General features: G+C 67.5%; 19 protein-coding genes and 1 pseudogene. 8 read left to right on the top strand and 12 right to left on the bottom strand.

Going from position 1 to position 23,777, the window contains the following annotated elements:
• Positions 1–67: 67 nt before the first annotated feature.
• Positions 68–2,491: an EAL domain-containing protein gene (locus Q9Q79_RS06480; protein WP_005412713.1), complete on the bottom strand. Its 2,424-nt coding sequence runs from the start codon at positions 2,489–2,491 to the stop codon at positions 68–70.
• A 217-nt stretch (positions 2,492–2,708) separates the two neighbouring features.
• Positions 2,709–4,655, bottom strand: a complete 1,947-nt coding sequence (locus Q9Q79_RS06475; RefSeq protein WP_099527832.1) for a DEAD/DEAH box helicase — start codon at positions 4,653–4,655, stop codon at positions 2,709–2,711.
• 267 nt (positions 4,656–4,922) lie between these two features.
• On the opposite strand from Q9Q79_RS06475, the gene Q9Q79_RS06470 reads away from it, so the two are divergent.
• Positions 4,923–5,144 (top strand): RNA-binding S4 domain-containing protein, encoded by a 222-nt coding sequence (locus tag Q9Q79_RS06470; protein WP_012479588.1) that lies wholly within the window; start codon positions 4,923–4,925, stop codon positions 5,142–5,144.
• Positions 5,145–5,155: 11 nt separating this feature from the next.
• On the opposite strand, the gene ubiM is transcribed toward Q9Q79_RS06470, so the two are convergent.
• From ubiM to Q9Q79_RS06450, 4 genes are all read right to left on the bottom strand, one after another.
• A complete protein-coding gene (gene ubiM / locus Q9Q79_RS06465) occupies positions 5,156–6,334 on the bottom strand; it encodes a 5-demethoxyubiquinol-8 5-hydroxylase UbiM (protein WP_201863818.1) in 1,179 nt (392 codons plus the stop codon).
• A gap of 79 nt (positions 6,335–6,413) precedes the next feature.
• Complete coding sequence (locus Q9Q79_RS06460) at positions 6,414–6,803, bottom strand: MAPEG family protein (RefSeq protein ID WP_076739145.1); 390 nt, start codon at positions 6,801–6,803, stop codon at positions 6,414–6,416.
• 11 nt (positions 6,804–6,814) lie between these two features.
• A complete protein-coding gene (locus Q9Q79_RS06455; RefSeq protein WP_005408699.1) occupies positions 6,815–7,360 on the bottom strand; it encodes a DUF4019 domain-containing protein in 546 nt (181 codons plus the stop codon).
• 58 nt (positions 7,361–7,418) lie between these two features.
• Positions 7,419–8,582, bottom strand: a complete 1,164-nt coding sequence (locus tag Q9Q79_RS06450) for a hypothetical protein (protein ID WP_049454703.1) — start codon at positions 8,580–8,582, stop codon at positions 7,419–7,421.
• A gap of 452 nt (positions 8,583–9,034) precedes the next feature.
• On the opposite strand from Q9Q79_RS06450, the pseudogene Q9Q79_RS06445 reads away from it, so the two are divergent.
• The 3 genes and pseudogenes from Q9Q79_RS06445 to Q9Q79_RS06435 all read left to right on the top strand — a co-directional run bounded on the left by Q9Q79_RS06445 (position 9,035) and on the right by Q9Q79_RS06435 (position 12,720).
• Positions 9,035–10,562: pseudogene (locus Q9Q79_RS06445) on the top strand (AlkA N-terminal domain-containing protein).
• On the top strand, positions 10,559–11,050 hold the full coding sequence (locus Q9Q79_RS06440; RefSeq protein WP_005408696.1) for a methylated-DNA--[protein]-cysteine S-methyltransferase: 492 nt from the start codon (positions 10,559–10,561) through the stop codon (positions 11,048–11,050). Before Q9Q79_RS06445 ends, Q9Q79_RS06440 begins: the two are co-directional and overlap by 4 nt.
• A gap of 419 nt (positions 11,051–11,469) precedes the next feature.
• Positions 11,470–12,720, top strand: a complete 1,251-nt coding sequence (locus Q9Q79_RS06435) for an ectonucleotide pyrophosphatase/phosphodiesterase (RefSeq protein WP_201863820.1) — start codon at positions 11,470–11,472, stop codon at positions 12,718–12,720.
• Positions 12,721–12,823: 103 nt separating this feature from the next.
• Here Q9Q79_RS06435 and Q9Q79_RS06430 read toward each other — a convergent pair whose 3' ends face one another.
• On the bottom strand, positions 12,824–13,003 hold the full coding sequence (locus tag Q9Q79_RS06430; RefSeq protein WP_004150462.1) for a 30S ribosomal protein THX: 180 nt from the start codon (positions 13,001–13,003) through the stop codon (positions 12,824–12,826).
• A gap of 110 nt (positions 13,004–13,113) precedes the next feature.
• A complete protein-coding gene (locus Q9Q79_RS06425; protein WP_008264835.1) occupies positions 13,114–13,527 on the bottom strand; it encodes a MerC domain-containing protein in 414 nt (137 codons plus the stop codon).
• Between the two features lie 135 nt (positions 13,528–13,662).
• Here Q9Q79_RS06425 and Q9Q79_RS06420 point away from each other — a divergent pair, with 135 nt between their 5' ends.
• The 4 genes from Q9Q79_RS06420 (at position 13,663) to Q9Q79_RS06405 (ending at position 19,475) form a co-directional block, all read left to right on the top strand.
• A complete protein-coding gene (locus Q9Q79_RS06420; RefSeq protein ID WP_201863822.1) occupies positions 13,663–15,870 on the top strand; it encodes a TonB-dependent receptor in 2,208 nt (735 codons plus the stop codon).
• 200 nt (positions 15,871–16,070) lie between these two features.
• Positions 16,071–16,637 (top strand): TetR/AcrR family transcriptional regulator, encoded by a 567-nt coding sequence (locus Q9Q79_RS06415; protein ID WP_019659167.1) that lies wholly within the window; start codon positions 16,071–16,073, stop codon positions 16,635–16,637.
• Positions 16,637–18,310 carry an MFS transporter gene (locus Q9Q79_RS06410; protein WP_201863824.1) on the top strand — a complete coding sequence of 558 codons (1,674 nt, stop codon included), beginning with the start codon at positions 16,637–16,639 and terminating at the stop codon, positions 18,308–18,310. Before Q9Q79_RS06415 ends, Q9Q79_RS06410 begins: the two co-directional genes overlap by 1 nt.
• Before the next feature lie 10 nt (positions 18,311–18,320).
• The gene (locus Q9Q79_RS06405) at positions 18,321–19,475 is read left to right on the top strand and encodes an HlyD family secretion protein (protein WP_201863825.1); all 1,155 of its coding nucleotides are present in this window, start codon (positions 18,321–18,323) and stop codon (positions 19,473–19,475) included.
• 60 nt (positions 19,476–19,535) lie between these two features.
• On the opposite strand, the gene Q9Q79_RS06400 is transcribed toward Q9Q79_RS06405, so the two are convergent.
• From Q9Q79_RS06400 to Q9Q79_RS06385, 4 genes are all read right to left on the bottom strand, one after another.
• The gene (locus Q9Q79_RS06400; protein ID WP_004150412.1) at positions 19,536–20,027 is read right to left on the bottom strand and encodes a Fur family transcriptional regulator; all 492 of its coding nucleotides are present in this window, start codon (positions 20,025–20,027) and stop codon (positions 19,536–19,538) included.
• Between the two features lie 34 nt (positions 20,028–20,061).
• Positions 20,062–21,465, bottom strand: a complete 1,404-nt coding sequence (gene gltX, locus Q9Q79_RS06395; protein WP_065183071.1) for a glutamate--tRNA ligase — start codon at positions 21,463–21,465, stop codon at positions 20,062–20,064.
• A gap of 153 nt (positions 21,466–21,618) precedes the next feature.
• Positions 21,619–23,196, bottom strand: a complete 1,578-nt coding sequence (locus Q9Q79_RS06390) for a M20/M25/M40 family metallo-hydrolase (RefSeq protein WP_049397508.1) — start codon at positions 23,194–23,196, stop codon at positions 21,619–21,621.
• Positions 23,197–23,365: 169 nt separating this feature from the next.
• Positions 23,366–23,776 (bottom strand): hypothetical protein, encoded by a 411-nt coding sequence (locus tag Q9Q79_RS06385; RefSeq protein WP_012479575.1) that lies wholly within the window; start codon positions 23,774–23,776, stop codon positions 23,366–23,368.
• Position 23,777: the final 1 nt, after the last annotated feature.

The raw sequence follows: 23,777 nt of genomic DNA, 5'->3' as shown, positions 1-23,777 counted from the left end.
GCCCCTGGCGCGCATTATCGCAGCCGGGCACGCCACGCATGTGTAGACCAAAGTCGGCGCCCGCGGTTCAGCCAGCCGCCGGCGGCCCCTTCACCGCGACCAGCCGTACCGGGCGCAGATCGACCAGGGTCAGCCGCTCCAGCGGCTGCGGCCGTTCGATGGCATAGCCCTGCAGCCCTTGCACGCCAAGCCGGGTCAGCGCACCGGCAACCTCGGCGGTCTCCACCCACTCGGCCACCACTTCCATCTGCAGCTCGCGCCCGAGCTCGCTGATCGCGCGCACCGTGGCGTGGCTGACCGGGTCGGTATCCATGTCGCGCACGAAGGCGCCGTCGATCTTCAGGATGTCCGCCGGCAACTGGCGCAGGTAGCCGAAGGAAGACAGGCCGGAGCCGAAGTCATCCAGCGCCATCCGGCACCCCCGTGCCTTCACCGCATCGATGAAGGCGCGGGCCTGGCTGAGGTTGCTGATCGCCGCGGTCTCGGTGATCTCGAAGCACAACTTGGAGGCCAGCGCGCGGTTGCGCTCGAGCAGGTCGCAGACGAAGGCGAGGAATCCCGGCTCGGCGATCGACTGCGCGGACACGTTGACGTTGCACAGGCCCAGCTGTCGCACGTGCGCCGGGCACACCTGCAGGTGGCGGAACAGCAGCCCGAGCACGTGCCGGTCCAGCGCCACCGCCATGCCATAGCGCTCCACCGCAGGCATGAACTGGCCGGGCAGATGCAGGCTGCCATCGGTACCACGCATGCGCACCAGCACCTCGTAGTGCAGGTAGGACGGATCGCCCACACGGGCGATGCGCTGTGCATACAGCAGCATGCGATTCTCGGCCATCGCCAGGCTGACGCCCTGCAGGCGCTCGGCCTCCTGCCGGCGCTCCTCCAGCGCCATGCGGTTCTCATTGAAGCAGTGCACGCGGTTGCGCCCGGCCTGCTTGGCGGCATAGCAGGCGCTGTCGGCAGCACTCATCAACCAGTTCACGTCCGGCGCATCTGCACTGACCTCGACCACGCCGATGCTGCAGCTCAGCTGCGGGCTGCCCTCGCTGATCGGGAACGTGGCCTGGCCCAGGTTGCGGATCACCCGCTGCAGCACCCGCTTGGCTTCGTCCTGCCCGGCATGGGCGAGGAACACGGCGAACTCGTCGGCGCCCAGGCGGCCGACCCAGTCACCGTCACGCACGGCCGCCACCAGATAGTCGGCGAAACTGCGCAGCATCTGGTCACCGGCGGCATGGCCGAAGCTGTCGTTGACCAGCTTGAAGTGGTCCAGGTTGATGTAGCACAGCGCATGCGTACCGCCATCACTGCGTACCTGCAGCAGCGCACGCTCCAGCAGCCGCTCGATCTCGCGGCGGTTGATCAGGCCGGTCAGCGGATCGTGGCTGGCGTGATGCTCGATCTCACGTGCCAATGCATGGTTCTGGCTGACATCCTCGATGATCGCAAACACCGACAGGCCGCCTCCCGCGCTGCGCACGCCGGTGCCACTCCAGCGCCCCCACACCAGGCTGCCATCGCGGCGGCAGAAGCGCAGTTCACTCGGCCGCAGCTGCCGGTCCCAGTCGATGCGGCCGACGCCATCGATGACCAGTTCGCCTTCCATCAACAGATCGCCGAGCGACATCTGCAGCAGCACGTCGCGTCGGTAGTCGAGGATGTCGGCCATCGCCTGGTTGGCTTCGATCACCTTGCCGTCGGTGTCGAGCTTGAGCATGCCGACATTGGCCTGGTAGAAGGCCGCACGGAAGCGGCTTTCATGCTCGGTCAGGTCCTTGCCGACGCGGCGCGCGAGGGCCACCGCCATCAGGCTGATCGCCAGCACCGACAACCCGCCGACCACAAGCGTGGCGATCCGTACCATCGTGGCCATGCGCAGCAACGCTTGCGAAAATGCCTGCGCCTGCACCTGCAGCCGCCGGTCCAGATCACGCAGTTGTTGCAGGTACCGATCGCGGTCCGCCGCTGGCAGCACGCCTTGGGCGTGCCCCGACTGCAGCTCGGCAACCAGCCGCTGCACGGCCAACAGATCATCGTCGGTCTGTCGCCACAGCGTGGTTGCTTCCCGGAATGCACCGATGTCGCGTGCATAGCGGAACGAGAACACCAGGCGCGGGATATCGGCGCGCGCGTTGCCACCCTGCAGGAAGCCCTGCCTGGCCTTTTCCTCGTCCGGTACCGCCTGTTCCAGCGCCAGCCGGGCCTGCAAATCGCCCAATGGAATCCGCAGCGCCTGGCGCGCGTCATCCAGGTCCTGGGCATGGCCACGCGCCAGGTAGCGGCTCAGCGCAGCGGTTGCATCCTGCTGCCCTCGTGACCAGTACCCCTGGCCGGCAATCCAGGCCGTCGAGGCTGCCTGCAGTTCCTGGATCAACGCGGACAACGCGACCAACCCGATCGCCATGCCCGTCAACAACGCAAAGCGCAATCCCAGCCCACGGGTCATCGGCACCCGCCGGCTCTGCTGGTCCGTGCCACTTCTACCCATCCCGGATCCCCCCGAATGTGCTGCGGTGACAACCTGCCTTGGAACCGGCCCAGCCTATGACCGGCAATGTGTGGGCCATGCGAAAAAGGGGACGGAGGGGATTAAGTCGTTTTCGGCATAAGCGCATGGCCTGCCATTTACGACTTAATCCCCTCCGTCCCCTTTCCTGTACGCCAGCCCGGGGGCTGGCGTTGTTATGGACGGCTGCGGGTGAGGCTTAGAAGCTGCGCGGGCCGCGCGGCTTGAAGCCGTCACGACGCGGCGGCCGGCTGTCGCGGTCACCGCCGCGGTCGCCACCATGGCCACCCGGGCCACCCGGGCCACCACGACGCGGACCACCCGGGCCGCCCGGGCCACGCTTGTCGAAGCGCGGCTTGAACGGACGCGGGGCCGGGCTGGTGTCTTCACCCGGAGCCAGCGCACGCATCTGCAGCTGCTGGCCGGACACCCACACCTTCTGCAGGTGCGACAGCACGTCCGGCGGCATCTGTGCCGGCAGGTCCAGCAGCGAGAAGTCGTCGTGGATGTCGATGCGGCCGATGAAGCGGCTTTCCAGGCCCGCTTCGTTGGCGATGGCGCCGACGATGTTGGCCGGCTTCACGCCATGCTGGTGGCCCACCGAAATGCGGTAGGTCTCCATACCCTGCTCCGGTGCTCCACGCGGCGGAACCTCACGGCGCGGACGCTGCTCGAAACCACCTTCGGCGTCGTCGCGACGCGGGCCACGCTCGAAGCGCGGACCACGCTCGTTGCGGTCGAAGCGATCGCCACGCTCCGGACGGTCGCCACGGTCGAAACGCTCGCGCGGGGCGCGCTCTTCACGCGGGGCACGCACCGGCGGCTGCAGCAGGAACGGGGTGTCACCCTGCAGCATCTTGGCCAGCGCGGCGGCGATCTCGATGGCCGGCACGTTCTGCTCGTTCTCGAAGCGCTCCAGCAGCTGGCGGTAGAAGTCCAGGCCGCCGGCACCGAGGGTTTCGCTGATGCGCGAGGTGAACTTGTTGATGCGGGTGTCGTTGACCGCTTCCACGCTCGGCAGCTGCATCTCTTCGATCGGCTGGCGGGTGGCGCGCTCGATCTGGCGCAGCATGCCCTTCTCGCGCGGGGTGGCGAACAGGATCGCCTCGCCGCTGCGGCCGGCACGGCCGGTACGGCCGATGCGGTGCACGTAGCTTTCGGTGTCGTACGGAATGTCGTAGTTCAGCACGTGGCTGATGCGCTCCACGTCCAGGCCGCGCGCAGCCACGTCGGTGGCAACCAGGATGTCCAGCTTGCCTTCCTTCAGCATGGCGATGGTGCGCTCACGCTGGGCCTGCTGCATGTCGCCGTTGATGGCGGCAGCGGCCAGGCCACGGGCCTGCAGCTTGCTGGCCAGTTCTTCGGTGCCGGCCTTGGTGCGCGCGAAGATGATCATCGCGTCGAACGGCTCGACTTCCAGGATGCGGGTCAGCGCATCCAGCTTGTGCATGCCGCTCACCCACCAGTAACGCTGGCGGATGTTGGCCGAGGTGGTGGTCTTGGCCGCGATGGTCACTTCCACCGGGTCCTGCAGGTAGGTCTGCGCGATGCGGCGGATCTGCGGCGGCATGGTGGCCGAGAACAGGGCCACCTGGCGCTGCTCCGGCAGCTTCTTCAGCACCGCTTCGACGTCGTCGATGAAGCCCATGCGCAGCATTTCATCGGCTTCGTCCAGCACCAGGGTCTTCAGCTCGGACAGGTCCAGAGTGCTGCGGTCGAGGTGGTCGATCACGCGACCGGGGGTACCGACCACGATATGCACGCCACGGCGCAGCGCCGACAGCTGCTGCCCGTAAGGCTGGCCGCCGTACACCGGCAGCACGCGGAAGCCCGGGATCTTGGACGAGTAGGACTGGAACGCCTCGGCGACCTGGATGGCCAGTTCGCGGGTCGGCGCCAGGATCAGGGCCTGCGGCTTGATCTGCTGCAGGTCGATGTTGGACAGTACCGGCAGCGCGAACGCGGCGGTCTTGCCGGTACCGGTCTGGGCCTGGCCCAGCACGTCGCGGCCTTCCAGCATCGCCGGGATGGTGGCGGCCTGGATCGGCGACGGGGTTTCGTAGCCGATGGCGGTGACCGCCTGCATCACGGGCTCGGACAGGCCGAGCTGCGCGAACTGCAGCGGCGCTTGGGAATCTTGGGACATGGGGAACTCCGAAGGCACTGCCGTCTTCCTGGCAGTGCGATAAAAAAGGGATGGTCCGCGCTTTGGGCGCCCTTCTTATCGCGTGCCCTGGCGCTGCTCGGTCGGAGGAGATTTCACTCGCTCAGAGCGGGATGATACCGCATTGATGCTGAACGAGGCGTACAGCTTTCCGTGCGCGTGCCGTCATGCCCCGTGCTGGCGCACAATACGCGCCCTCTTCCCGGCCCGGCCGCTGGCCTGCGCCCCTCTTCCCAGGAACCCCGCTCCATGCAGATTCTCGAATTCGACCTCGACGGTGACTACGTCGAACTCAAGCAGCTGCTCAAGCTGGCCGACCTGGTCACCAGTGGCGGCGAGGCCAAGATGGTCATCAGTGACGGCCAGGTGCGGGTCGATGGCGAAGTCGAACTGCGCAAGGCCTGCAAGATCCGCGCAGGCCAGGTGGTCGAGTTCGCCGACAGCCAGATCCGGGTGCTGGCCGCCGGCTGATGTGAGGCTGTTCAGGCTACGCGCTGGGTCAGGTGCGAGGCAATCAGCTGCCTGAACGGTGCCACGCCCTGCGCCAGGCGCAGGCCGGCCGCCCGCAGCAGTCGCGCCGGGCGGCGATCGTCGGTGTACAGGCTGGCGATCGCATTGGTGGCCTCGTACAGCGGCCGCGACGCCAGCCGGTGACCCCGTTGGTAGCTGGCCAGCATGCCGGCGGCGGCAATGTCGGCACCGCGACGCTGCTGCGCGACGATGCCCTGCGCCAGCCGCTGTGCGCTGGCCAGGCCCAGGTTGAAGCCATGCGCGGTGACCGGGTGCATGCCGACGGCGGCATCGCCGATCAGCGCCGAACGCTCGCCAACAAAACGGTGCGCGTACACACCTACCAGCGGATACGCCTGCGGCGTGGTCACCGGCTGCATCCGACCCAGCCGATGTTCGAAGCAAGCACTGATGGCCTCGCCGAAGGCCACCTCGTCCATCGCCAGCAGCGCGTCGATCTGCCGCGGCGGCAGCGTGATCACCGCCGAGGCCTGGCCCTCGTTGAGCGGCAGCAGCGCCATCGTGCGGCCGTAGCCGAACCATTCCCAGGCAGTGTGGCGATGGTCGCGCTCGACCTGCATGCGGCACACCAGCATCGACTTGCCGAAGTCGCGCATCTGCGCACCGATGCCGAGCATGCGGCGGGTGGCGGAGAAGCGGCTGTCAGCGGCCGCCAGCAGCCGCGCATGCAGTTGGCTGCCGTCATCGAGTTTGACCACATGGCCCTGTGCATCGGCTTGCACGCCTTGCACCTTGCGCCCGTCGAACAGTTCCACGCCGTCCTGGCCCTGCACCGCATCCCATGCGGCACGGCGGATCAGATGGTTGGGTACCAGCCAGCCCAGCGGCTGGCCGTCGACCTGGCTGCTGGCGAAGGTCAGCGCGAACGGCGAGCCGCCGTTCATCACCTTGGCATCGCGCAGTTCAGCGACTTCGGCCTGCGGCAGGCGCTGCCACAGACCCAGTTGCTCCATGCTCTGCCGCGAGGCATGGGTCAACGCGATCTCCCTGCCATCGAAGGCGGCCTCGGCCAGGGCCTGGCGCGGCTGCACTTCGACCAGCCCGACCTGCAGCCCGCTGCCGGCCAGCGCGCGCGCGAAGCACAGACCTGCCGGTCCGGCGCCGACCACCACCACGTCCATCCTGCGCATGCGCGCCTCCTGCCGTTGATTCAGTCCGCGCCAGCATAGCGCCGCGCACCTGAGCGGCCTTGATCTGGATCAGGCCGACTTACAGAAGTGCGAACACCAGCGCCAGGATCGACAGCAGCGACACCAGCCACACCAGGCTGCGCACGTAGGGCACGCCTGCGGCGTACAGGGGCAGATAGACCACACGCGCCCAGAAGTAGGCCTGCGCCGCCAGTGCAGTGGTGTCGTTGCCGCGATCGGCCACGACCACCGCGATGGCGGCGGCGGCGAAGAACGGGAACGTCTCCAGGAAATTGGCCTGCGCACGCTGCAGGCGCCCGGCCAGCGCGCTGACCGGCTTTGCGTCGCCATCGCGTGCCGAGGCATTCCACTTCATCCCGCGCTCGCGGGTGACCACGGTGGAGGTGGCGAAGATGTAAACGAAGCCGAGCAGGACCGACCAGGCCAGCATCGTCAATTCAGTTGCCATCATTCATCTCCTCAGGGTGCCGACGCACGCAGGCTGTAACCGGCCAGGCGCCACACCTGGTCCTCGTCGAAACGGAACGAGACCAGCTCGCGCACCGGCTGCGCGCTGTTGGCGAAACGGGTCGGGAAACTGACGTTGATGTACAGCCCTTCCGGCACTGCGGCACCTGCGCTGTACTTGACCCGGGTGATGGTGGGCTGGCCACGCCCGGCCAGCGCACCCAGGCGCGTGCGCTCGGTGGTCAACTGGCTGACGAATGCGGCCTTCGGCACCGCACGACGCGCGACGGCGGAGGCGCCATCCCACAGTTCGCCGGCGCGGTTGGCATCGACCAGCTGTGCGGCTTTCAGTGCAGCAGCGCCCATCTCGGCATCCTGTTTCTGCACCTGGGCCTGCTGTGCAGCGGTCAACGCCGGGGCACCGGCGGTGGCTGGCTTCGCAGCCGCTGGCGAGGCCGGGGCCGGGCGTGCCGGAGCCGGTGCCGGCGTGGCCGGCGCAGGTGCCTGCGCCAATGCGGTCAGGGGCAGCAGGGACAGCAGCAGGAGCACGCGCTTCATGGACACCGCCGGTTTTCTGGAGAGAACCGCAGTCTACGCCAGCGCGGTGACTATGCCGTCAGCGTGCCGGGGCGTTGCCCTCCACCGCTGCCGCATCAGCCTGCGCGGCGGGCGCGGCGGTGTTCACTGGCGCCTGTTCGGCCACCGGTGGCGGCTCCGACGGTGCCGGTGGCAGCGTTGCCACATCGATCTCCGACAGTGGGCTTTCTTCCGGGCACACCGCATCCGGGAAACCGAAGCGCTGCTTCAGTGCCTGGCCGCAGCTGTTGATCGATTCCATGTCGGCGCCTTCGCGCTTGCACTGCTGGTCGAAGGCAATCAGGAACGCGTCCTTGCGTTGCACGAAGTCGTCACCACAGGCCCGCATCTGCTTGATCCGTTCCAGATCGTCCTGCACCGCGTTGGTGCCGTCCAGGCCGTACTGGCGCAGCTCATCCTGCGTCAGCAGGCGCAGGCTGCGGTTGGGCACGGTCATCATCAGATCGGCCACACCCACCGCCACGCCGTTGCGCTGCAGGTAGTCCTTCACGTTGTCGTAGACCTCGTGCAGCTCGCGATTGAGTTCCGCGCGCGAGGTGGCCTTCGAGCTGATCCGCATCATGCGGTGGATGCCGACCTTGCCCGACAGCAGGCGGTTGTCACCGGCAGCCAGCACGAACACGCAGGCACTGTGGCAGATCGAGCCCTCGCGCACCCAGATCGTCCAGCCCGATTCACCGATGCTGTCGCCGGCGACAATCGCCGATTCCACCTGGCCTCCGCTGGAATCCAGGTCGAGGATGCGCTTGTGGATCTTCTGTTCGTCAGCGACCACGGCCAGTCGCCACATCATCTCGGCAAAGCCCGGATTGATCTTGCCGGCGTAACGCACGCGCATCAGGCCACGTTCGGCGCACGGCGTCAGCGCCTGGGTGATCTGTTCGCGCTGCAGGCCCTCCAGCTCGACGCCATCGCCCGCCTCACCGGCGTACTCGGTACTGCAGCTGACCCAGGCGCGGCCATTCTCCAACTGCGCCTGCGGCCACGGCCGATCCGCCCGGCTGCGCGGCGGCGCCGGCGGTGGCGGTGCGTCAGCCGCATTGATCGACACCATGTTCTCGCCATCGCTGGCCGGCGCGCGCGCGGCCTTGTCGGCGGCGGTGACATTGCCCGGATTCTCCAGCTGGCTGCAGCCCGCCAGGGCCAGGCACAACAGGGGCAACCAGCGGAGTTTGGCGGACATCGGGCAACCAGTCTTCACGTGAGCAAGAGCCACAGTCTACCCGTCCGGGACGCGCATTCAGCGCGTGGCACTGAACCCCTTCTGACCCTTGGGAAAAGCGTGTCGACCAAGGTCGACACCTACCAACAGCCGCGCAGAACGCCGTCCCGACAGGTCGCAGGAACCTGTCGAAGGCGGGGTGGGTCCGGTTGCAGGGGCGTGAGCGCCATGGATGGCGCGACCGAGCTTACATGGGTGAGGGCGCTTTGCTTGCGAAGCACTGCTTCGCAAGCGCCCGAACGCACAGCCGCCAGCGGCGGCCGGGCCCCGGAGGGGTACTTGCAGCGTCCCCTGCAACCGGACCCACCCCGCCTCCCCACAGGAAACCAGCTTCTGCCGTTGCCGTTGCCGGCCAGCGGCCTGCACTACCGCGGGTGCCGGGCGCAGCCCTGCCAGATCCCCCTTCAGCATCCATGTCCGAATGTGGCGAGTATCGCCGTCGCCAGAGGCCTAGACTGGCGCCATGGACACCGCCCTCGCCCTCGACACCGCCGCCTGCGACCGCGCCCGCCTGGCCCGTGACGCACGCTTCGACGGCGTTTTCTTCACCGCCGTGCGCAGCACCGGCATCTATTGCCGCCCCGTCTGCCCGGCGCCGCCGCCGAAGCCACGCAACATCACCTACTATCCGACCGCTGCCGCGGCCGCTGCTGCCGGCTACAGGCCGTGCCTGCGCTGCCGCCCCGAACTGGCACCGCAGGCCCAGCAGGCACTGGCCGGGCAAACCGTGCAGCGCGCCCTCGCCATCATCCACGGCGGCTTCCTGCAGGAGCAGCCCGTTGCAGACCTCGCGCAGAAGATCGGCCTCAGCGCGCGCCAGCTGCAGCGCCTGTTCGTCGAACATCTCGGCGCAACACCCGGACAGATCCATGCCACCCACCGCCTGCTGCTGGCCAAGCAACTGCTGACCGAAACCACGCTGCCGGTGACCGATGTTGCGCTGGCCGCCGGCTACAACAGTCTGCGCCGCTTCAATACCGCCTTCCTGCAGGGCTGCGGCATGGCACCGACGGCGCTGCGTCGCCAGCACCAGCCGCTGGCCGCCGATGACGGCGGCCTGGTACTGCGGCTCGTGTACCGCCCACCGTTGGACTTCCCGCGAATGCTGGCCTTCCTGCGCAAGCGCAGCCTGCCTGGCATCGAACTGATCGGCGAAGACAGCTACCAGCGCCTGCTCGGCACACCCGAGCGCCCCACCCTGCTGCGCGTCACCGCCGACCCGAAGCGCCCGGAACTGCGTCTGCAGCTGGGCGCGGTCGACCCGCGCCTGATCCCCGACATCGTGCGCCGTGTGCGTCGTGTGTTCGATCTGGACGCCGACCTGCAGCAGGTCCATGCCGCCCTGGGCGAGGAACCGCTGCTGGCACGCGCATCGCCGAACGCCCGGGGCTGCGCGTTCCGGGCGGCTGGGATGGCTTCGAGGTCGGCGTACGCGCCGTGCTCGGCCAGCAGGTCAGCGTCGCCGCCGCCACCACCTTTGCGCGGCGTCTGGTGGATGCGTATGGGGCGCATCTGCCGGGCATGCCGTCCGAGTTCAATCGCCAGTTCCCAGCGCCCGAGGTGCTGGCCGAGGCGCCGCTGGAATCGATCGGCCTGCCGCGCAGCCGCGCCGCCACGGTGCGTGCGCTGGCCGCTGCATGTGCCAGCGGCCAGCTCGACTTCGGACCCGGGCAGGCCCTGGAAGAATTTGTTGCGCGCTGCGTGGCATTGCCCGGCATCGGCCCGTGGACCGCGCAGTACATCGCCCTGCGCGGGCTCGGCCAGCCCGATGCCTTCCCCGCCGGCGACCTGGTGCTGCAGCAGGTGCTCGGCCACGCACAGGGCCAGCGCCTGAGCGAACGTGCAACTGAAGCGCGCTCGCAACCGTGGCGCCCGTGGCGCGCCTACGCCGTGCTGCACCTGTGGCACCTGTCCGGCACGTTCGTTGGAGAACCGACATGACCCTGTTGTTTGATCGCTTCGACAGCCCCATCGGCGTGCTGACCATCGCCGGTGATGAGCGTGGCCTGTCACATGTGCTGTTCCCGGAAAACCGCCATCCGGCACGCGGACGCGATGACTGGCACTACGCACCGGATGCCCTGCCGGAAGCACGCGAACAGCTGCTGCAGTTCCTGCACGGCGAGCGCAACAGCTTCGACCTTGTGCTGGCGCCACGTGGCACGCCGTTCCAGCTGCGCGTATGGCAGGCGCTGGCACTGATTCCGTTCGGCCAGACCTGGAGTTACCTGCAGCTGGCGCAGCACCTTGGCCAGCCCAGTGCGACCCGCGCGGTCGGCGCGGCCAACGGGCGCAATCCGCTGCCGATCATCCTGCCCTGCCATCGCGTGATCGGCAGCAACGGCGCATTGACCGGTTTCGGCGGCGGGCTGGAAACCAAGGCGGCACTGCTGCGGCTGGAACAACGCCAGGCCCCGCTGTTCGCCTGAGAGGGCTGGCCGGGCTGCGCCCGGCACCCGCAGAGGCTAGAGCAACAGCAACAGCGGGCTTCCTGCGGGGAGGCAGGGTGGGTCCAGTTGCAGGGGACGCTGCAAGTACGTCCCTGTAAGCTCGGTCGCGCCATCCATGGCGCTCACGCCCCTGCAACCGGACCCACCCAGCCTTCGACAGGTTCCGGCGATCTGTCCGGACGTCATTGTGCGCAACTGTTGGTAGGTGTCGACCTTGGTCGACACGGTAGATCCACGCCATGCGTGGATGGAATCATCAGGGACATGTCTGGAGAAAGCCCCCTTCTTGTTGAAGGGGGCGCGCCGACAGGCGCGGCGATAAGGAAAAATGCGCGGACACGGGGCGCGATAGCGCGCCGTGTCTTGGGCGCGTCATTGCGCGGGCTTATCATGCGTGGATGACTTCCGTACGCCTGACCTGCGCGCTGGCGCTGCTGCTGCCATTGGCCGCCTGCACCACCGCGCCCGCCCCTTCCGCCTCCGTTCCCGGTTCCGCCGCTGCGGCTTCGCCTCCGAAGCTGCTGCTGATCTCCATCGACGGCCTGCGCGCCGATGCGCTGGACCGTGGGCTCACTCCGAACCTGCAGCGACTGATCGACGGCGGCGTGCGTGCACGCTGGATGACGCCGTCCTATCCGTCGCTGACCTTCCCCAACCACTACACCATCGTCACCGGCCTGCGGCCGGACCACCACGGCATCGTCAACAACAGCATGGACGATGCAACCCTGGGCCGTTTCGAACTGAGCAACCGCGACGCGGTCACCACCAGCGGCTGGTGGGGTGGCGAACCGATCTGGGTCAGTGCCGAGAACGCTGGCGTACGTTCGGCCACCACGGCGTGGCCGGGCAGTGAGTCTGAAATCCGCGGCGTGCGCCCCAGCAAGTGGCGCGTATACGACGGCAAGGAACCGCTGGAGCAGCGGGCCGGCATCGTGCTCGACTGGCTGGCGCGGACCGATGCAGATGCACCGCGCCTCACCACGCTGTACATGGAACACGTGGACAAGGCCGGCCACAACTACGGCCCCGGGTCGAAGCAGTACGCCGACGCCATCGTGCGCGCCGACCAGATCGTCGGCCAGGTGCTCGACGGGCTGCAGCAGCGCGATCTGGCCAAGACCACCAACGTGATCGTCGTGTCCGACCACGGCATGGCCAGCGTCGCCGACGGCAACGTGATCGCCACCGAGTCGATGGCCGACCCGGCCATTGCACGCAATATCAGCCAGGGCCAGTCGGTGGGTTTTGCGCCGGTCGCCGGCCGCGAAGCGGAAGCCGAACGCGCCCTGCTCGGACGCCACGCGCACTACGAATGCTGGAAGAAGGAGAACCTGCCGGCACGCTGGCACTACGGCACGCATCCGCGGGTTCCGGCCATCGTCTGTGCGATGGATGAAGGCTGGGACGCGCTGCATCGCGAGAAGATCGCCAAGCGCTCAAAGCAGGACCGTGGTTCGCATGGCTACGACAACGCACTGCCTTCCATGCGCGCAGTGTTCGTGGCCGGCGGTCCGTCGTTCCGCCAGGGCCTGGTGATCGATGGCTTCGACAACATCGATGTCTATCCGCTGCTGGCCCACCTGCTGCAGGTACCGGCCGCGCCGAACGATGGCAATCCGGAAACGCTGAAGAAGACACTGCGCTGATGCGGTTGTAGAGCCGAACCCACGCTCGGCTCACCGGACAGGCATAAAAAAAAAACGCGGCGCCAGGCGCCGCGTTTTTCATTGAACCGGTCGTTCGACCGGATCAGGCCTTGGCGACGGCCTTCTTCGCCACAGCCTTCTTCGCCGGAGCCTTGGCCACGGTCTTCTTGGCAACCGGAGCGGCGGCGCCTACGGCGACCTTGCTGGCGGTGTGCGAACGGGCGTTGCCATAGCTGGCGTTGTAGCGCTTGCCCTTGGCGGTCTTGCGGTCACCCTTACCCATGTCTTCAACTCCTCAAATGTGAAATCTGGTTACCCCGTACTGACACGGGTTCGGCGGGGCCGCCTTGCTGGGCGCCCCCGCGCACGATCGAAAATCCTATCACGGAGCGCCTAGTGCGCGCAGCTGGCGTCGTGCACGTGACCGTGGTTGAGGCGCAGGTTGACCAGATGGGCCACACCCACCAGCAGGCCACCGATGGTCATCACCACCGCGTGCGGCACCGCATTGTGGTGCAGCGGGTCATACAGCACGCCGGCCCACAATGCGACCAGGCCGGGAATCAGGAAGCCCAGCGCACGCAGCGCACCGTGCCGGCGGTAGCCCCAGACCAGGCTGAACAACCCCAGCAGGGTCACGAACACCACCAGCGCCTGTTCCACGCCGTCGCTCAGCCAGAACGACAGCCCCAATGAAGGCGCTGCGGCCAGCAGCACCGGGATCACCGCGCAGTGCACCGCGCACAGCATCGAACCAGTGGCGCCGAAACGGTCGAGCAGGTGGCGCAGGCGTGAGGACAGGGACATGACTTCCAGCAGGGTCGGCGAATCGTTATGGAATAATATAACATCCCTCTCCGACCCGCACGGTTTCCCTCCCCCTGTCCCATCGACGGGATTCGTGCGCCCCGCTATTGATACATTGTAACAAAGGACCCGTCCATGCCCGCCCATACCCCACGGCTCAAGCCGCATTCCCTGGCCCTGGCCCTCGCCGCCCTGCTGCCGTCCGTCGCCTTTGCAGCCGGCCAGGACACCGCCCATCGTGACCGCCACCTGACCGAGCTGTCGTCGGTGCAGGTCACCGCGTCGCCGCTGCAGGGTGACGCCGAATCTCTGGCACGCCCGGTGGAGGTTCTGGCCGGTGAACGCCTGGACGAGCAGAAGGCCGGCACCCTCGGCGATACCGTGGCCAAGCTGCCCGGCGTGCAGAGCACCTTCTTCGGCCCCGGCGTCGGCCGCCCGATCATCCGTGGCCAGGAAGGCCCGCGCGTGGCCGTGCTGTCCAACGGCATGGGCAACATGGATGCGTCCACGGTCAGCGCCGACCACGCCACCAGCATCGAACCGTTCCTGGCCGACCAGATCGAAGTACTGAAGGGCCCGGCCACGCTGCTGTTCGGCAGCGGCGCCATTGGTGGTGCGGTCAATGTGGTCGACGGGCGCATCGCGCGCGAGCTGCCGGAGCGGCCGCTCAGCGGTCGTGCCGAACTGCGCGGCAATTCGGTGAACAACGAGCGCAGCGGCATGTTCCGCCTCGACGGCGTCAGCGGCAACGTCGTGCTCCATGTGGATGGCCTGGTCCGCAACGGCGACGACTACCGCATTCCCGGTTACGCGGTAATCGACAGCCTTGAAGACCACCACGACGACCACGACCATGACCACGCGGGCGAGGAAGGCGAAGAACCGCGCCGCGGCCGCCTCGACAACAGCTCGATCCGCACCCGCGCCGGTGGCGTCGGCGCAACGTGGCTGGGCGACGGCGGCTACTTCGGCGTATCGGCCAGTACCTACCGCACCAACTACGGCATTCCCAATGGCGCGCACGTGCACGCCGATGGTGACGATCATGGCCATGACCACGGTCACGACCATGGCGACGAAGAGGAAGGCGGCGACGAGCACGACGTGCGCATCGACATGGTGCAGAACCGCTTCGAGACCAAGGCCGGCATCTACAACCCGGTCTCGTTCCTGAAGAACGTCAACGCACGCGTGGCCTACACCGACTACGAACACGTGGAGCTGGAAGCCGGTACGCCGTCGACCCGCTTCACCAACCGCGGCATCGAAGCGCGCCTGGAAGCGGTGCAGCAGCAGATCGGCGGCTGGGACGGCGCCTTCGGCCTGCAGTTCGGCAACAGTGATTTCGGTGCCAAGGGCGAAGAGGCGTTCGTTCCGGATACCGGCACGAAGAACATCGGCCTGTTCGTGCTGCAGGAAAAGCAGTTCGGCCCGTTCAAGCTGGAACTGGGCGGCCGCCACGACCAGGTCAAGCTGGACCCGAGCGGTGACTACCGCCGCCGCACCTTCGGTGCCACCAACCTGTCTGCCGCTGGTATCTGGAAGCTCAACGATGCCGTTGACCTGCGCATCGGCGTGGACAGCTCCGAGCGTGCACCGACCAACGAAGAGCTGTATGCCGCCGGCGCGCACATCGCCACCCGTTCGCTGGAAATCGGCGACGCCAACCTGAAGACCGAGCGCGGCCAGCGCGTGGAACTGGGTATCCACACCCACAGCGAGCGCCTGGACTTCTCCGCGTCGGTCTACCAGACCAGGTTCAAGGACTTCATCTACCTGGCCGACACCGGCATCACCGAGGGCCTGCCGGTGCGCACCTGGACGCAGCAGGACGCGGTGTTCCGCGGTGCCGAGGCCGAAGCGCTGGTGCACCTGTTCGAGGGCGGCGCCGGTGACTGGGATCTGCGCCTGTTCGGCGACTACGTGAAGGCCAAGCTGGATGGCAGCGGCAGCCGCAACCTGGACATCGCCGTGCCGCATGGCGACCACAACCACAACTACACGGTGGAACTGGCCAACACCGGCTATCTGCCGCGTATCGCCCCGGCCCGCGTCGGCGCCGACCTGCGCTGGTCGAAGGACGGCTGGCGCGCCTCGGTCGGTGCGGTGCGCTACAGCCGCCAGAAGGACGTCGCCCAGAACGAAGCCCCGAGCGACGGCTACACCCTGGTCGACGCGCACCTGGCCTACCGCTGGGATCGCAACGCCAGCAACAGCTACGAGGTGTTCCTGGATGGCAGCAACCTGACCAACCGCGAAGTGCGCCCGCATACCTCGCTGCTGCGCGACTACTCGCCGCTGCCAGGCCGTGGTGTCGCATTCGGCATCCGCGCGTTCTTCTGATCGCGCACGGCGGGGTCGGAGCCCTTTTCGAAGGAAAGGGCTCTGACCCCCACGCCATTCCACGGGGGCCTTCGGGCCCCCGTTTTCATTTCGACCCAAGCCATCACACATTCGTCACAAAGATGTGCGTACCACAACAAGCGGACAATCCCGTCACCCAATGTCTCGCCAATCGGACATTTTTGTCCGAAAATAATTCCATGACTGCCCAACGTGCCGATGCCGCCGCCCGCCGTGCCCTCATCCTCGACGCCGCCGATCATGTGTTCGGCCAACACGGTGTCACCGCCCCGCTGGACCTGGTGGTCGAACGCGCCCAGGTAGGCCGCGCCACCCTGTACCGCAACTTCCCCGACCGCACCGCGCTGATCCAGGCGCTGCTGCAGCGCACGGTCGACCGCATCCGGCGCCAGGTCGAGCAGCTCGGCGACCGCGACGACGCCCTGTTCGAGGTGTTCGAGGGCATGGCCCAGCGCATCATTGATTCGCCGGCATTGGCCGATTACTGGCGTGCGGTCGATTCGGACGTGCCGTCCATGCGCGCCGCGCGCGAGACCGTGCGCGACCTGCTGGAGGAACCGATCGCGCGCGCCAAGGCCGCCGGGCTGTGCCGTGCCGACCTGGAAAAGACGGATATTTCACTGATCTCGGGCATGCTGGGTGCGGCCCTGCGCGGCAAGACCCGCGACGAGCGCGCCCAGTTGGCCGGGCGCGCCCTGCAGCTGCTGCGTGGGGGTCTCCAGGGAGCTGCCAGCGAGGCCCGTTGATGGTCCAGCCGTATCTGAAGCCGGTTCCGGATTGGGAGGAGCACGAAAAGCCGACCATGCCCGGTTCGGCATCGATGCCCTGGCACCCGCCGTATCGGCGCGCGGCCTATGCGCTGGTATCACTGCTGGTGGCGATCACCGGCGGCCTCGGCAATGCGCTGGTCACCGCCAACCTGCCGTTCCTGCAGGGCCAGCTGGCACTGACCCCGACCCAGGGCAGCTGGCTGGTGGCGGCCTATGCCATGGTGAATGTCACCGCCAACCTGTTGGCCTTCAAGTTCCGCCAGCAGTACGGCATCCGCCTGTTCGCCGAGATCGGGCTGGGCCTGTACGCGGCGCTGGCGGTGCTGCACCTGTTCGTCGGCAGCTTCGAGACCACGATGCTGACCCGCGCCGCCAGCGGCTTCGCGGGTGCGGCCTGTTCGACACTGGGCACGCTGTACATGCTGCAGGCGCTGCCGCGCCGCTTTACCGGCAACCTGCTGGTGGTCGGCGTCGGCCTTTCGCAGCTGGCGGTGCCGATCGCTTGGATCGTTTCGCCAGGCCTGGTCGATACCGGCCAGTGGCACCAGTTGTATTCCTTCGAAGCCGGCCTGGCGCTGTGCGCGTTTGCGGCAGTGGTGGTGCTGAAGCTGCCGCCCGGCATCCAGGTGAAAGCGTTCGAACCGCTGGACTTCCTCACGTTCGCCCTGCTTGCACCGGCCGTCGCGCTGCTGGTGATCGTGCTGGCGCAGGGCTACACCCGCTGGTGGCTCAACACGCCGTGGCTGGGCTGGGCCCTGGTCGCCTCGATCGTGCTGTCCACCACCGCCTTCGTCATCGAGCACTACCGGCGCAATCCGCTGCTGCAGACACGCTGGCTGGCCAGCCTGCCCGTACTGCATTTCATCGTCGGCGCCTTCCTGATCCGCTTTCTGACCACCGAGCAGTCCTACGGCGTGGTCAACCTGATGCGCACGCTCGGCATGGGCCCTGATCAGTTGCGGCCGCTGTTCGTGGTGATTCTCGCCGGCGTGGTCACCGGTATCGCCGGCACTGCACTGACTTTCGGGCCCAAACGGCTGATCCCGCAGCTGCTGATGGCGATCCTGCTGCTGGGCGCTGCCGCGTTCTTCGACCAGCACCGCACCAGCATGGATCGGCCGCACGACTTCTACGCCAGCCAGTTCCTGGCCTCGGTCGGTGCCGGCATGTTCATGGGCCCGTTGATCATGCTCGGCATTTCCGCCGCGCTGAAACAGGGCGTGGACCACATGATCACCTTCCTGGTGACGCTGTCGATCACGCAGACGCTGGGCGGCCTGGCCGGCTCGGCCGTGCTGGGGACCTTCCAGCTGCATCGCGAGCAGCTGTATTCCAGCGCGCTGACCAGCCAGCTCGACCCGGCCGATCCGGTGGTGGCACAGCGCCTGCGCATCCAACAGCAGCTGTACAGCGCCCAGATCACCGATCCGGTGCTGCGCAGCGCGCAGGGCAGCGCGCAGTTGGCGCAGACGACGCGCCGTGAAGCCAACGTACGCGGCTTCAATGATGTGTTCACACTGAGCGGTTGGTTGGCCATCGGCTTCCTGTGCTGGTTGCTGCTGCTGTCGCTGCGCACCGCCGTGCTCAAGCAATGGCGTAAGCGCCACCCCACTTCCCCCGCTGTGGCCACGCCGGCCGCGCCCCGCTGAGTTCTCGACCATGCCTCCCGTCCCGCCCCGACCCGACGACGCCGACAACGTAACCCCACCGCCGCCGACCGACGCGGCGCCTGCCCCTACGCCGGTAGAACCCGCTGTCGCGCCGAAGTACCTCAAGCCCAGCGCGCGCAGCGTGGTGGTGATGGTGGTGGTGGCCCTGCTGGGCATTGCGCTGATCCTGCGCGCCTGGCACCTGTGGCCGTTCACCAGCAGCGTGATGGTGACCGACAACGCGTATGTACGCGGACAGATCACGGTGATGGCGCCACAGGTCAACGGCTATGTAACCGAGGTGCTGGTGAAGGACTTCCAGCACGTGAAGGAAGGCGAGCCGCTGCTGCGCATCGATGACCGCATCTATGCGCAGCGGGTCGCCCAGGCGCAGGCGACGCTGGACAGCGCACGCGCGGCCCTGGCCAACTCGGACCAGTCGCAGGCGCAGAACCGTGCGCAGATTGCCTCCGCCCGCGCCACGTTGTCGGCCGGGCAGGCGGAGCTGCAACGCTCACGCAACGAGACCAAGCGCTACGAGGAACTGGCTGCGCAGCAGCTGGTGTCGATCAACGATCGCGACAAGTTCCGCACCGCGCAGGCCTCGGCGCAGGCCAGCGTGCAGCAGTCGCAGGCGCAGATCCGCATCGCCGAGGAGACCCTGGTATCGACCCAGGTAGCGCGCAAGAGCCTGGAGGCCCAGGTGGAGAGCGCGCAGGCGCAGCTGGAACTGGCGCGCATCGATCTGGCCAACACGGTGATCCACGCGCCGCGCGACGGCCAGATCAGCGAAGCCAGCGTACGCGTGGGCCAGTACGTCGCCGCCGGTTCGCAGCTGCTGTTCCTGGTACCTGACACGCTGTGGGTGGTGGCCAACTACAAGGAAGGCCAGACCTGGGGGATGGCGATCGGCCAGCCGGCCACGTTCTCGGTGGACGCGTTCCAGGGCCAGGTGCTGCGGGGCCGCGTGCAGGAGATCGCGCCGGCCACCGGGTCGGAATTCAGCGTGCTGCGCCCGGACAATGCCAGCGGCAACTTCACCAAGGTGGTGCAGCGGCTGCCGGTGCGGATTTCGATCAACAGGGATCAGAAGCTGGCCGCGCAGCTGCGCCCCGGCATGTCGGTGATCGTGCGGGTGGATACCCGGTCCAAGCCGATGGACTAGGACGCAGGCCCTGTCGCACCGCTTCCAAAATGCCGGCCAGCGGCCGGCACTACCGTTGCGTTAGCCGGCGCAGCGCGCGCAGAGGCCATGCACTTCCAGGGTCTGCGCCTGCGGCTGGAAACCCAGCTCCTTGGCACGCTTCTCCAGCTGGGTGACGATCTCGCGGTCTTCCAGCTCCACCGCGCTGTGGCAGCTGTTGCAGATCAGGAACGGCACCGAATGCGCGGCGCTGCTGGGATGGTGGCAGGCCACGAAGGCATTCACCGATTCCAGCTTGTGCACGAAGCCATTGGCCATCAGGAAGTCGAGGGCGCGGTACACGGTGGGCGGGGCGTCAGCACCCACGCCCTTGCCGTTGCGCACCCACTCCAGCAGCTCGTAGGCCTTGACCGGCTTGCCGGCCTCGGCGATCAGCTTCAGTACGTTGGCGCGGATCGGGGTCAGGCGCAGCCCGCGTTCGCGCGAGACGCGCTCGACCACCGCCACGAAGTCCGATGCGTCGTGGACGTGGTGGTGCGGGGCGGTACAGGCGGTGGCGGTCTTGGCGGGCATGCGTGTTCTCCGGTTCGGGCCTGGCAAGGATGCCTCAGGCCGTTGCTACCTTGGTGATGGCCACATCAATGCGTTTCAAGGCCTGCTCGCGGCCGGCCAGGTAAACGGTATGGGAAATGTCAGGACTGACCTGGGTGCCGGTGATGGCCACGCGCAGCGGCTGGGCAACCTTGCCCATGCCGATTTCCAGCGCTGCGGCCGCGTCGTGCAGGGCGACGCCCACCGACTCGGCGGTCCATTCCGGCAGGGCGGCCAGCAGCTCGCGGGCCTTGCCCAGCGCCACCTCGGCACCGGCCTTGAAGTGCTTGGCCACCGCTGCTTCGTCGTACTCGGTCAGCGGCTGGTACCAGACCACGGCCTTCTCGGCCATTTCCTTCAGGGTCTGCACGCGTTCACGCAGGGCGATCACCACGTCCTCCGGGGCCGGGCCAGCGGCCACGTCCAGGCCCAGCTTCTGCAGCTGGTAGACCAGGTGCGGCACGATCGCGGCCACGTCCTCGGTCTTCAGGAAATGCTGGTTGACCCAGCCCAGCTTGGCCATGTCCAGGCGCGAGGCCTTGGAATTGCAGTCCTTCACGTCGAACAGGTTGATCAGTTCCTGGCGGCTGAACAGCTCCTGGTCACCGTGCGACCAGCCCAGGCGGGCCAGGTAGCTCAGCAGCGCGTCCGGCAGGTAGCCGGCGTCCTTGTACTGCATCACGTCGGCCGCGCCGGTGCGCTTGGACAGCTTGGCGCCCTGCTCGTCCAGGATCATCGGCATGTGGCCGAACTTCGGCACCGGGGCCCCGATGCCTTCGTACAGGTTGATCTGGCGCGGGGTGTTGTTGATGTGGTCGTCGCCGCGGATGACCTCGGTGATGCCCATGTCCCAGTCGTCCACCACCACCGCGAAGTTGTAGGTGGGGTAGCCGTCCGGGCGGAAGATGACCATGTCATCCAGCTCGCTGTTGGCGATCTCGATACGGCCCTTGATCAGGTCGTCGAACACCACCGTGCCTTCCAGCGGGTTCTTGAAGCGGATGACGCGGTTCGGATCATCCCTGCGCGGCAGGCCCAGGTCACGCGCGGCACCGTTGTAGCGCGGCTTCTCCTGCCTGGCCATGGCGGCCTCGCGCATCGCGTCAAGCTCTTCGCGGGTCTCGTATGCGTAATACGCCTTGCCGTCGGCCACCAGCTGTTCGGCCACTTCCAGGTAACGGGCGACGCGGTCGGTCTGGTAGATCGGGCCTTCGTCATAGTCCAGGCCCAGCCACTCCATCGCCTCCAGGATCGCGTCGATCGCGCCCTGGGTACTGCGTTCACGGTCGGTGTCCTCGATGCGCAGCACGAACTCGCCGCCACGGTGGCGGGCCTCCAGCCAGCAGTACAGCGCAGTGCGGGCACCACCGATGTGCAGGTAGCCGGTGGGACTGGGGGCGAAGCGGGTGCGGCAGGTCATGGACGGCTCGAGGAACGGGAATCCCCCGATTTTACCAGCCCTCCGCCCCCGACGGAAAAAGGGGACGGAGGGGATTAAGTCGCGATTGCCCAGCCTGGGGCGCTGCAACCGGGAAACGGAGGGGAGAAACGACTTAATCCCCTCCGTCCCCTTTTACGGTTCCACCTTGCGCGGGAACGGCTGCTCGCGCATCGCGGCGTTGTAGGCGAACGAGGCGACGATGGCTGCGGCCTGCTTCAGGTCTTCCGGTTCGGCGTGGTCCCAGGTGTCCAGGTGGCTGTGGTGGACGTTGGTGAAGTAGTCCAGCCGGTCCTGGATGAACTGGAAGCCCGGCAGGCCGATGCGGTCGAAGCTGATGTGGTCGGTGCTGCCGGTGTTGCGGGTGGCCACGGTGGTGGCGCCCACGTCATGGAACGGGGCCAGCCAGGCTTCGAAGATCGGCATCGCCGCCAGGTTTTCCTGCGCATAGATGCCGCGGAAGCGGCCCGAGCCGTTGTCCATGTTGAAGTAGACCTGGAACTTGCCGTAATCGCGGGTCTTCTGCAGCGCGCCGGTGGGCTCGCGCAGCGAGGCCGGCAGCGCCTTCTGCGCCGGGTCGGTGGGTTCCGGGAAACGACCGAAGTGCTTGGCCACATAGGCCTGCGAGCCGATCAGGCCCTGTTCCTCGCCGCTCCACAGCGCCACGCGGATGGTGCGCCTGGGCTTGGCGCCGGTGGCCTTGAGGATGCGCATCGCCTCCATCATCACCGCCACGCCAGCCGCGTTGTCGGCCGCACCGGTACCGCTGTGCCAGGAATCCAGGTGCGCGCCGATCATCACCACTTCATCGGGCTTGCTGCTGCCACGGATCTCGGCCAGCGTGTTGTAACCGGGCTGGTCGGCCTCATCGGTGAAGCGTGCTGCCACATCCACGCGCAGGCGCACGGTCTGCTTGGCCTCCAGCGCGCGCACCAGCGGATTGAAGTGCTCGCTGATCATCGCCAGCTCGGGGATGCCCACCGATTCGCCGGCCTTGCGCGAACCGCCACCGGCAACCCGGATGATGCCGTTGTCCCAGCTGCTGATGCTGATCGAGGCCAGCGCGCCCTCTTCCACGAAGAACGCATTGACCTTGGTCGCCAGCTGCTGGCGTTCCTGGTACTCCTTGACCCGCTTGGCACGCTCGGCGGTGGCGTCCTTGTCCTTGGGCAGGGTGAACTCCTGCAGGCCTTCCAGCGAGGTGGCGTCGTGGCGATGCGAATCCGCCTCGGTGCCGCGCTTGTACTCGCGCGCCTCGCCCAGCAGCAGGATCTTGCCGCGCAGCTTGCCGCGGTACTTCTCGATGTCTTCGGGCTTCTTGATCTCGACCTGGACCAGCTCGCCTTCAACCGGCCCCTTGGTACCCGGCGTCCAGGCCTTGGGCAGTGCATGCAGCGGCTGCACGCGGTCGCCCAGCATCTCCACGCTCGCCGAAGTGAACTCCCAGCCGCGCCCGAAGTCGTCGAAGGCCTCGTCGTGGACGTTGTCCAGCTTCCATTCGTTGAACTTGCCGCGGGTCCAGGCGTTGGCGCGCCCCATGGCCGGCGAGTTGGTCAGGCGCGGGCCGATGCGCTCGGTGAGATAGCTGAAGGTGTCCATCACCTGCGAACGGTGGAAGGCCTCCTGGCGGATGCGGCTGACCATGTCCAGGTCCACCGTCTCGCGCTGCTGCGCTCCTGCATTGCCACCCATCGCCAGCGCTGCGGCCAGCATGCCCCACTTCAACACATCGCACCCCTGCCCTTCGGCTCGATCATCAACTCGTCGAGTCTAGCCAGCGGGGGCGCGGGGATACCGTCCCATCGGTCATGGGCGGGAGCGTGCGAACCAAGGTTCGCACCCACAACAGTAGATCCACGCCATGCGTGGATGAACAGCCCAATCACCCGCTCCATCCCAACCACAACTGTGCCCGTTCCGGCAGCAGCAGCAACCAGTGCCGCCGGTCGATGCTGCTGCAGCCGTACACCGCCGCGTGTGCCGGCCAGTCATCCGGAAGGCCACCGATACCGATCTCGGCCAGCGCCTCCGCCCCGGCCTTCCATGGCCGGTAGCGCGGCACCCGGCCAGCCACCGCGCCGCGTCCCTGCCGCGCGCCCTGCAGCCAGCGCAATCCCTGCCCCTGCAATCCTTCGCAGGTCACCGCCGCCAGCTGGAAGCGGACCAGGCCGGGGGCGATCCGCGCCCCCGGCAGGGCCGCCAGCACGCCATGTGCCTGCAGCAGTGCATCCACTTCCAGCAGGGCCGGAATGCCCTGCCGTGCCCGTTGCCGCAATCCCTGGCGCCAGCCCATG

Source organism: Stenotrophomonas sp. a6 (genome assembly GCF_030913325.1).
Classification (GTDB): Bacteria; Pseudomonadota; Gammaproteobacteria; order Xanthomonadales; family Xanthomonadaceae; genus Stenotrophomonas; species Stenotrophomonas maltophilia.
The sequence above is the reverse complement of the archived record's forward strand: the minus strand, read 5'-3'. Positions and strand labels throughout refer to the sequence as shown.

What these genes read in the sequence shown, in the direction of transcription:
- gltX (WP_065183071.1), bottom strand. Translation starts at nt 21,465, where the DNA reads ATGACCTGCCGCACCCGCTTCGCCCCCAGTCCCACCGGCTACCTGCAC.
- Q9Q79_RS06470 (WP_012479588.1), top strand. Translation starts at nt 4,923, where the DNA reads ATGCAGATTCTCGAATTCGACCTCGACGGTGACTACGTCGAACTCAAG.
- Q9Q79_RS06400 (WP_004150412.1), bottom strand. Translation starts at nt 20,027, where the DNA reads ATGCCCGCCAAGACCGCCACCGCCTGTACCGCCCCGCACCACCACGTC.
- Q9Q79_RS06425 (WP_008264835.1), bottom strand. Translation starts at nt 13,527, where the DNA reads ATGTCCCTGTCCTCACGCCTGCGCCACCTGCTCGACCGTTTCGGCGCC.
- Q9Q79_RS06460 (WP_076739145.1), bottom strand. Translation starts at nt 6,803, where the DNA reads ATGGCAACTGAATTGACGATGCTGGCCTGGTCGGTCCTGCTCGGCTTC.
- Q9Q79_RS06430 (WP_004150462.1), bottom strand. Translation starts at nt 13,003, where the DNA reads ATGGGTAAGGGTGACCGCAAGACCGCCAAGGGCAAGCGCTACAACGCC.
- Q9Q79_RS06420 (WP_201863822.1), top strand. Translation starts at nt 13,663, where the DNA reads ATGCCCGCCCATACCCCACGGCTCAAGCCGCATTCCCTGGCCCTGGCC.
- Q9Q79_RS06385 (WP_012479575.1), bottom strand. Translation starts at nt 23,776, where the DNA reads ATGGGCTGGCGCCAGGGATTGCGGCAACGGGCACGGCAGGGCATTCCG.
- Q9Q79_RS06435 (WP_201863820.1), top strand. Translation starts at nt 11,470, where the DNA reads ATGACTTCCGTACGCCTGACCTGCGCGCTGGCGCTGCTGCTGCCATTG.
- Q9Q79_RS06390 (WP_049397508.1), bottom strand. Translation starts at nt 23,196, where the DNA reads ATGCTGGCCGCAGCGCTGGCGATGGGTGGCAATGCAGGAGCGCAGCAG.
- Q9Q79_RS06480 (WP_005412713.1), bottom strand. Translation starts at nt 2,491, where the DNA reads ATGGGTAGAAGTGGCACGGACCAGCAGAGCCGGCGGGTGCCGATGACC.
- ubiM (WP_201863818.1), bottom strand. Translation starts at nt 6,334, where the DNA reads ATGCGCAGGATGGACGTGGTGGTGGTCGGCGCCGGACCGGCAGGTCTG.
- Q9Q79_RS06475 (WP_099527832.1), bottom strand. Translation starts at nt 4,655, where the DNA reads ATGTCCCAAGATTCCCAAGCGCCGCTGCAGTTCGCGCAGCTCGGCCTG.
- Q9Q79_RS06450 (WP_049454703.1), bottom strand. Translation starts at nt 8,582, where the DNA reads ATGTCCGCCAAACTCCGCTGGTTGCCCCTGTTGTGCCTGGCCCTGGCG.
- Q9Q79_RS06410 (WP_201863824.1), top strand. Translation starts at nt 16,637, where the DNA reads ATGGTCCAGCCGTATCTGAAGCCGGTTCCGGATTGGGAGGAGCACGAA.
- Q9Q79_RS06440 (WP_005408696.1), top strand. Translation starts at nt 10,559, where the DNA reads ATGACCCTGTTGTTTGATCGCTTCGACAGCCCCATCGGCGTGCTGACC.
- Q9Q79_RS06455 (WP_005408699.1), bottom strand. Translation starts at nt 7,360, where the DNA reads ATGAAGCGCGTGCTCCTGCTGCTGTCCCTGCTGCCCCTGACCGCATTG.
- Q9Q79_RS06415 (WP_019659167.1), top strand. Translation starts at nt 16,071, where the DNA reads ATGACTGCCCAACGTGCCGATGCCGCCGCCCGCCGTGCCCTCATCCTC.
- Q9Q79_RS06405 (WP_201863825.1), top strand. Translation starts at nt 18,321, where the DNA reads ATGCCTCCCGTCCCGCCCCGACCCGACGACGCCGACAACGTAACCCCA.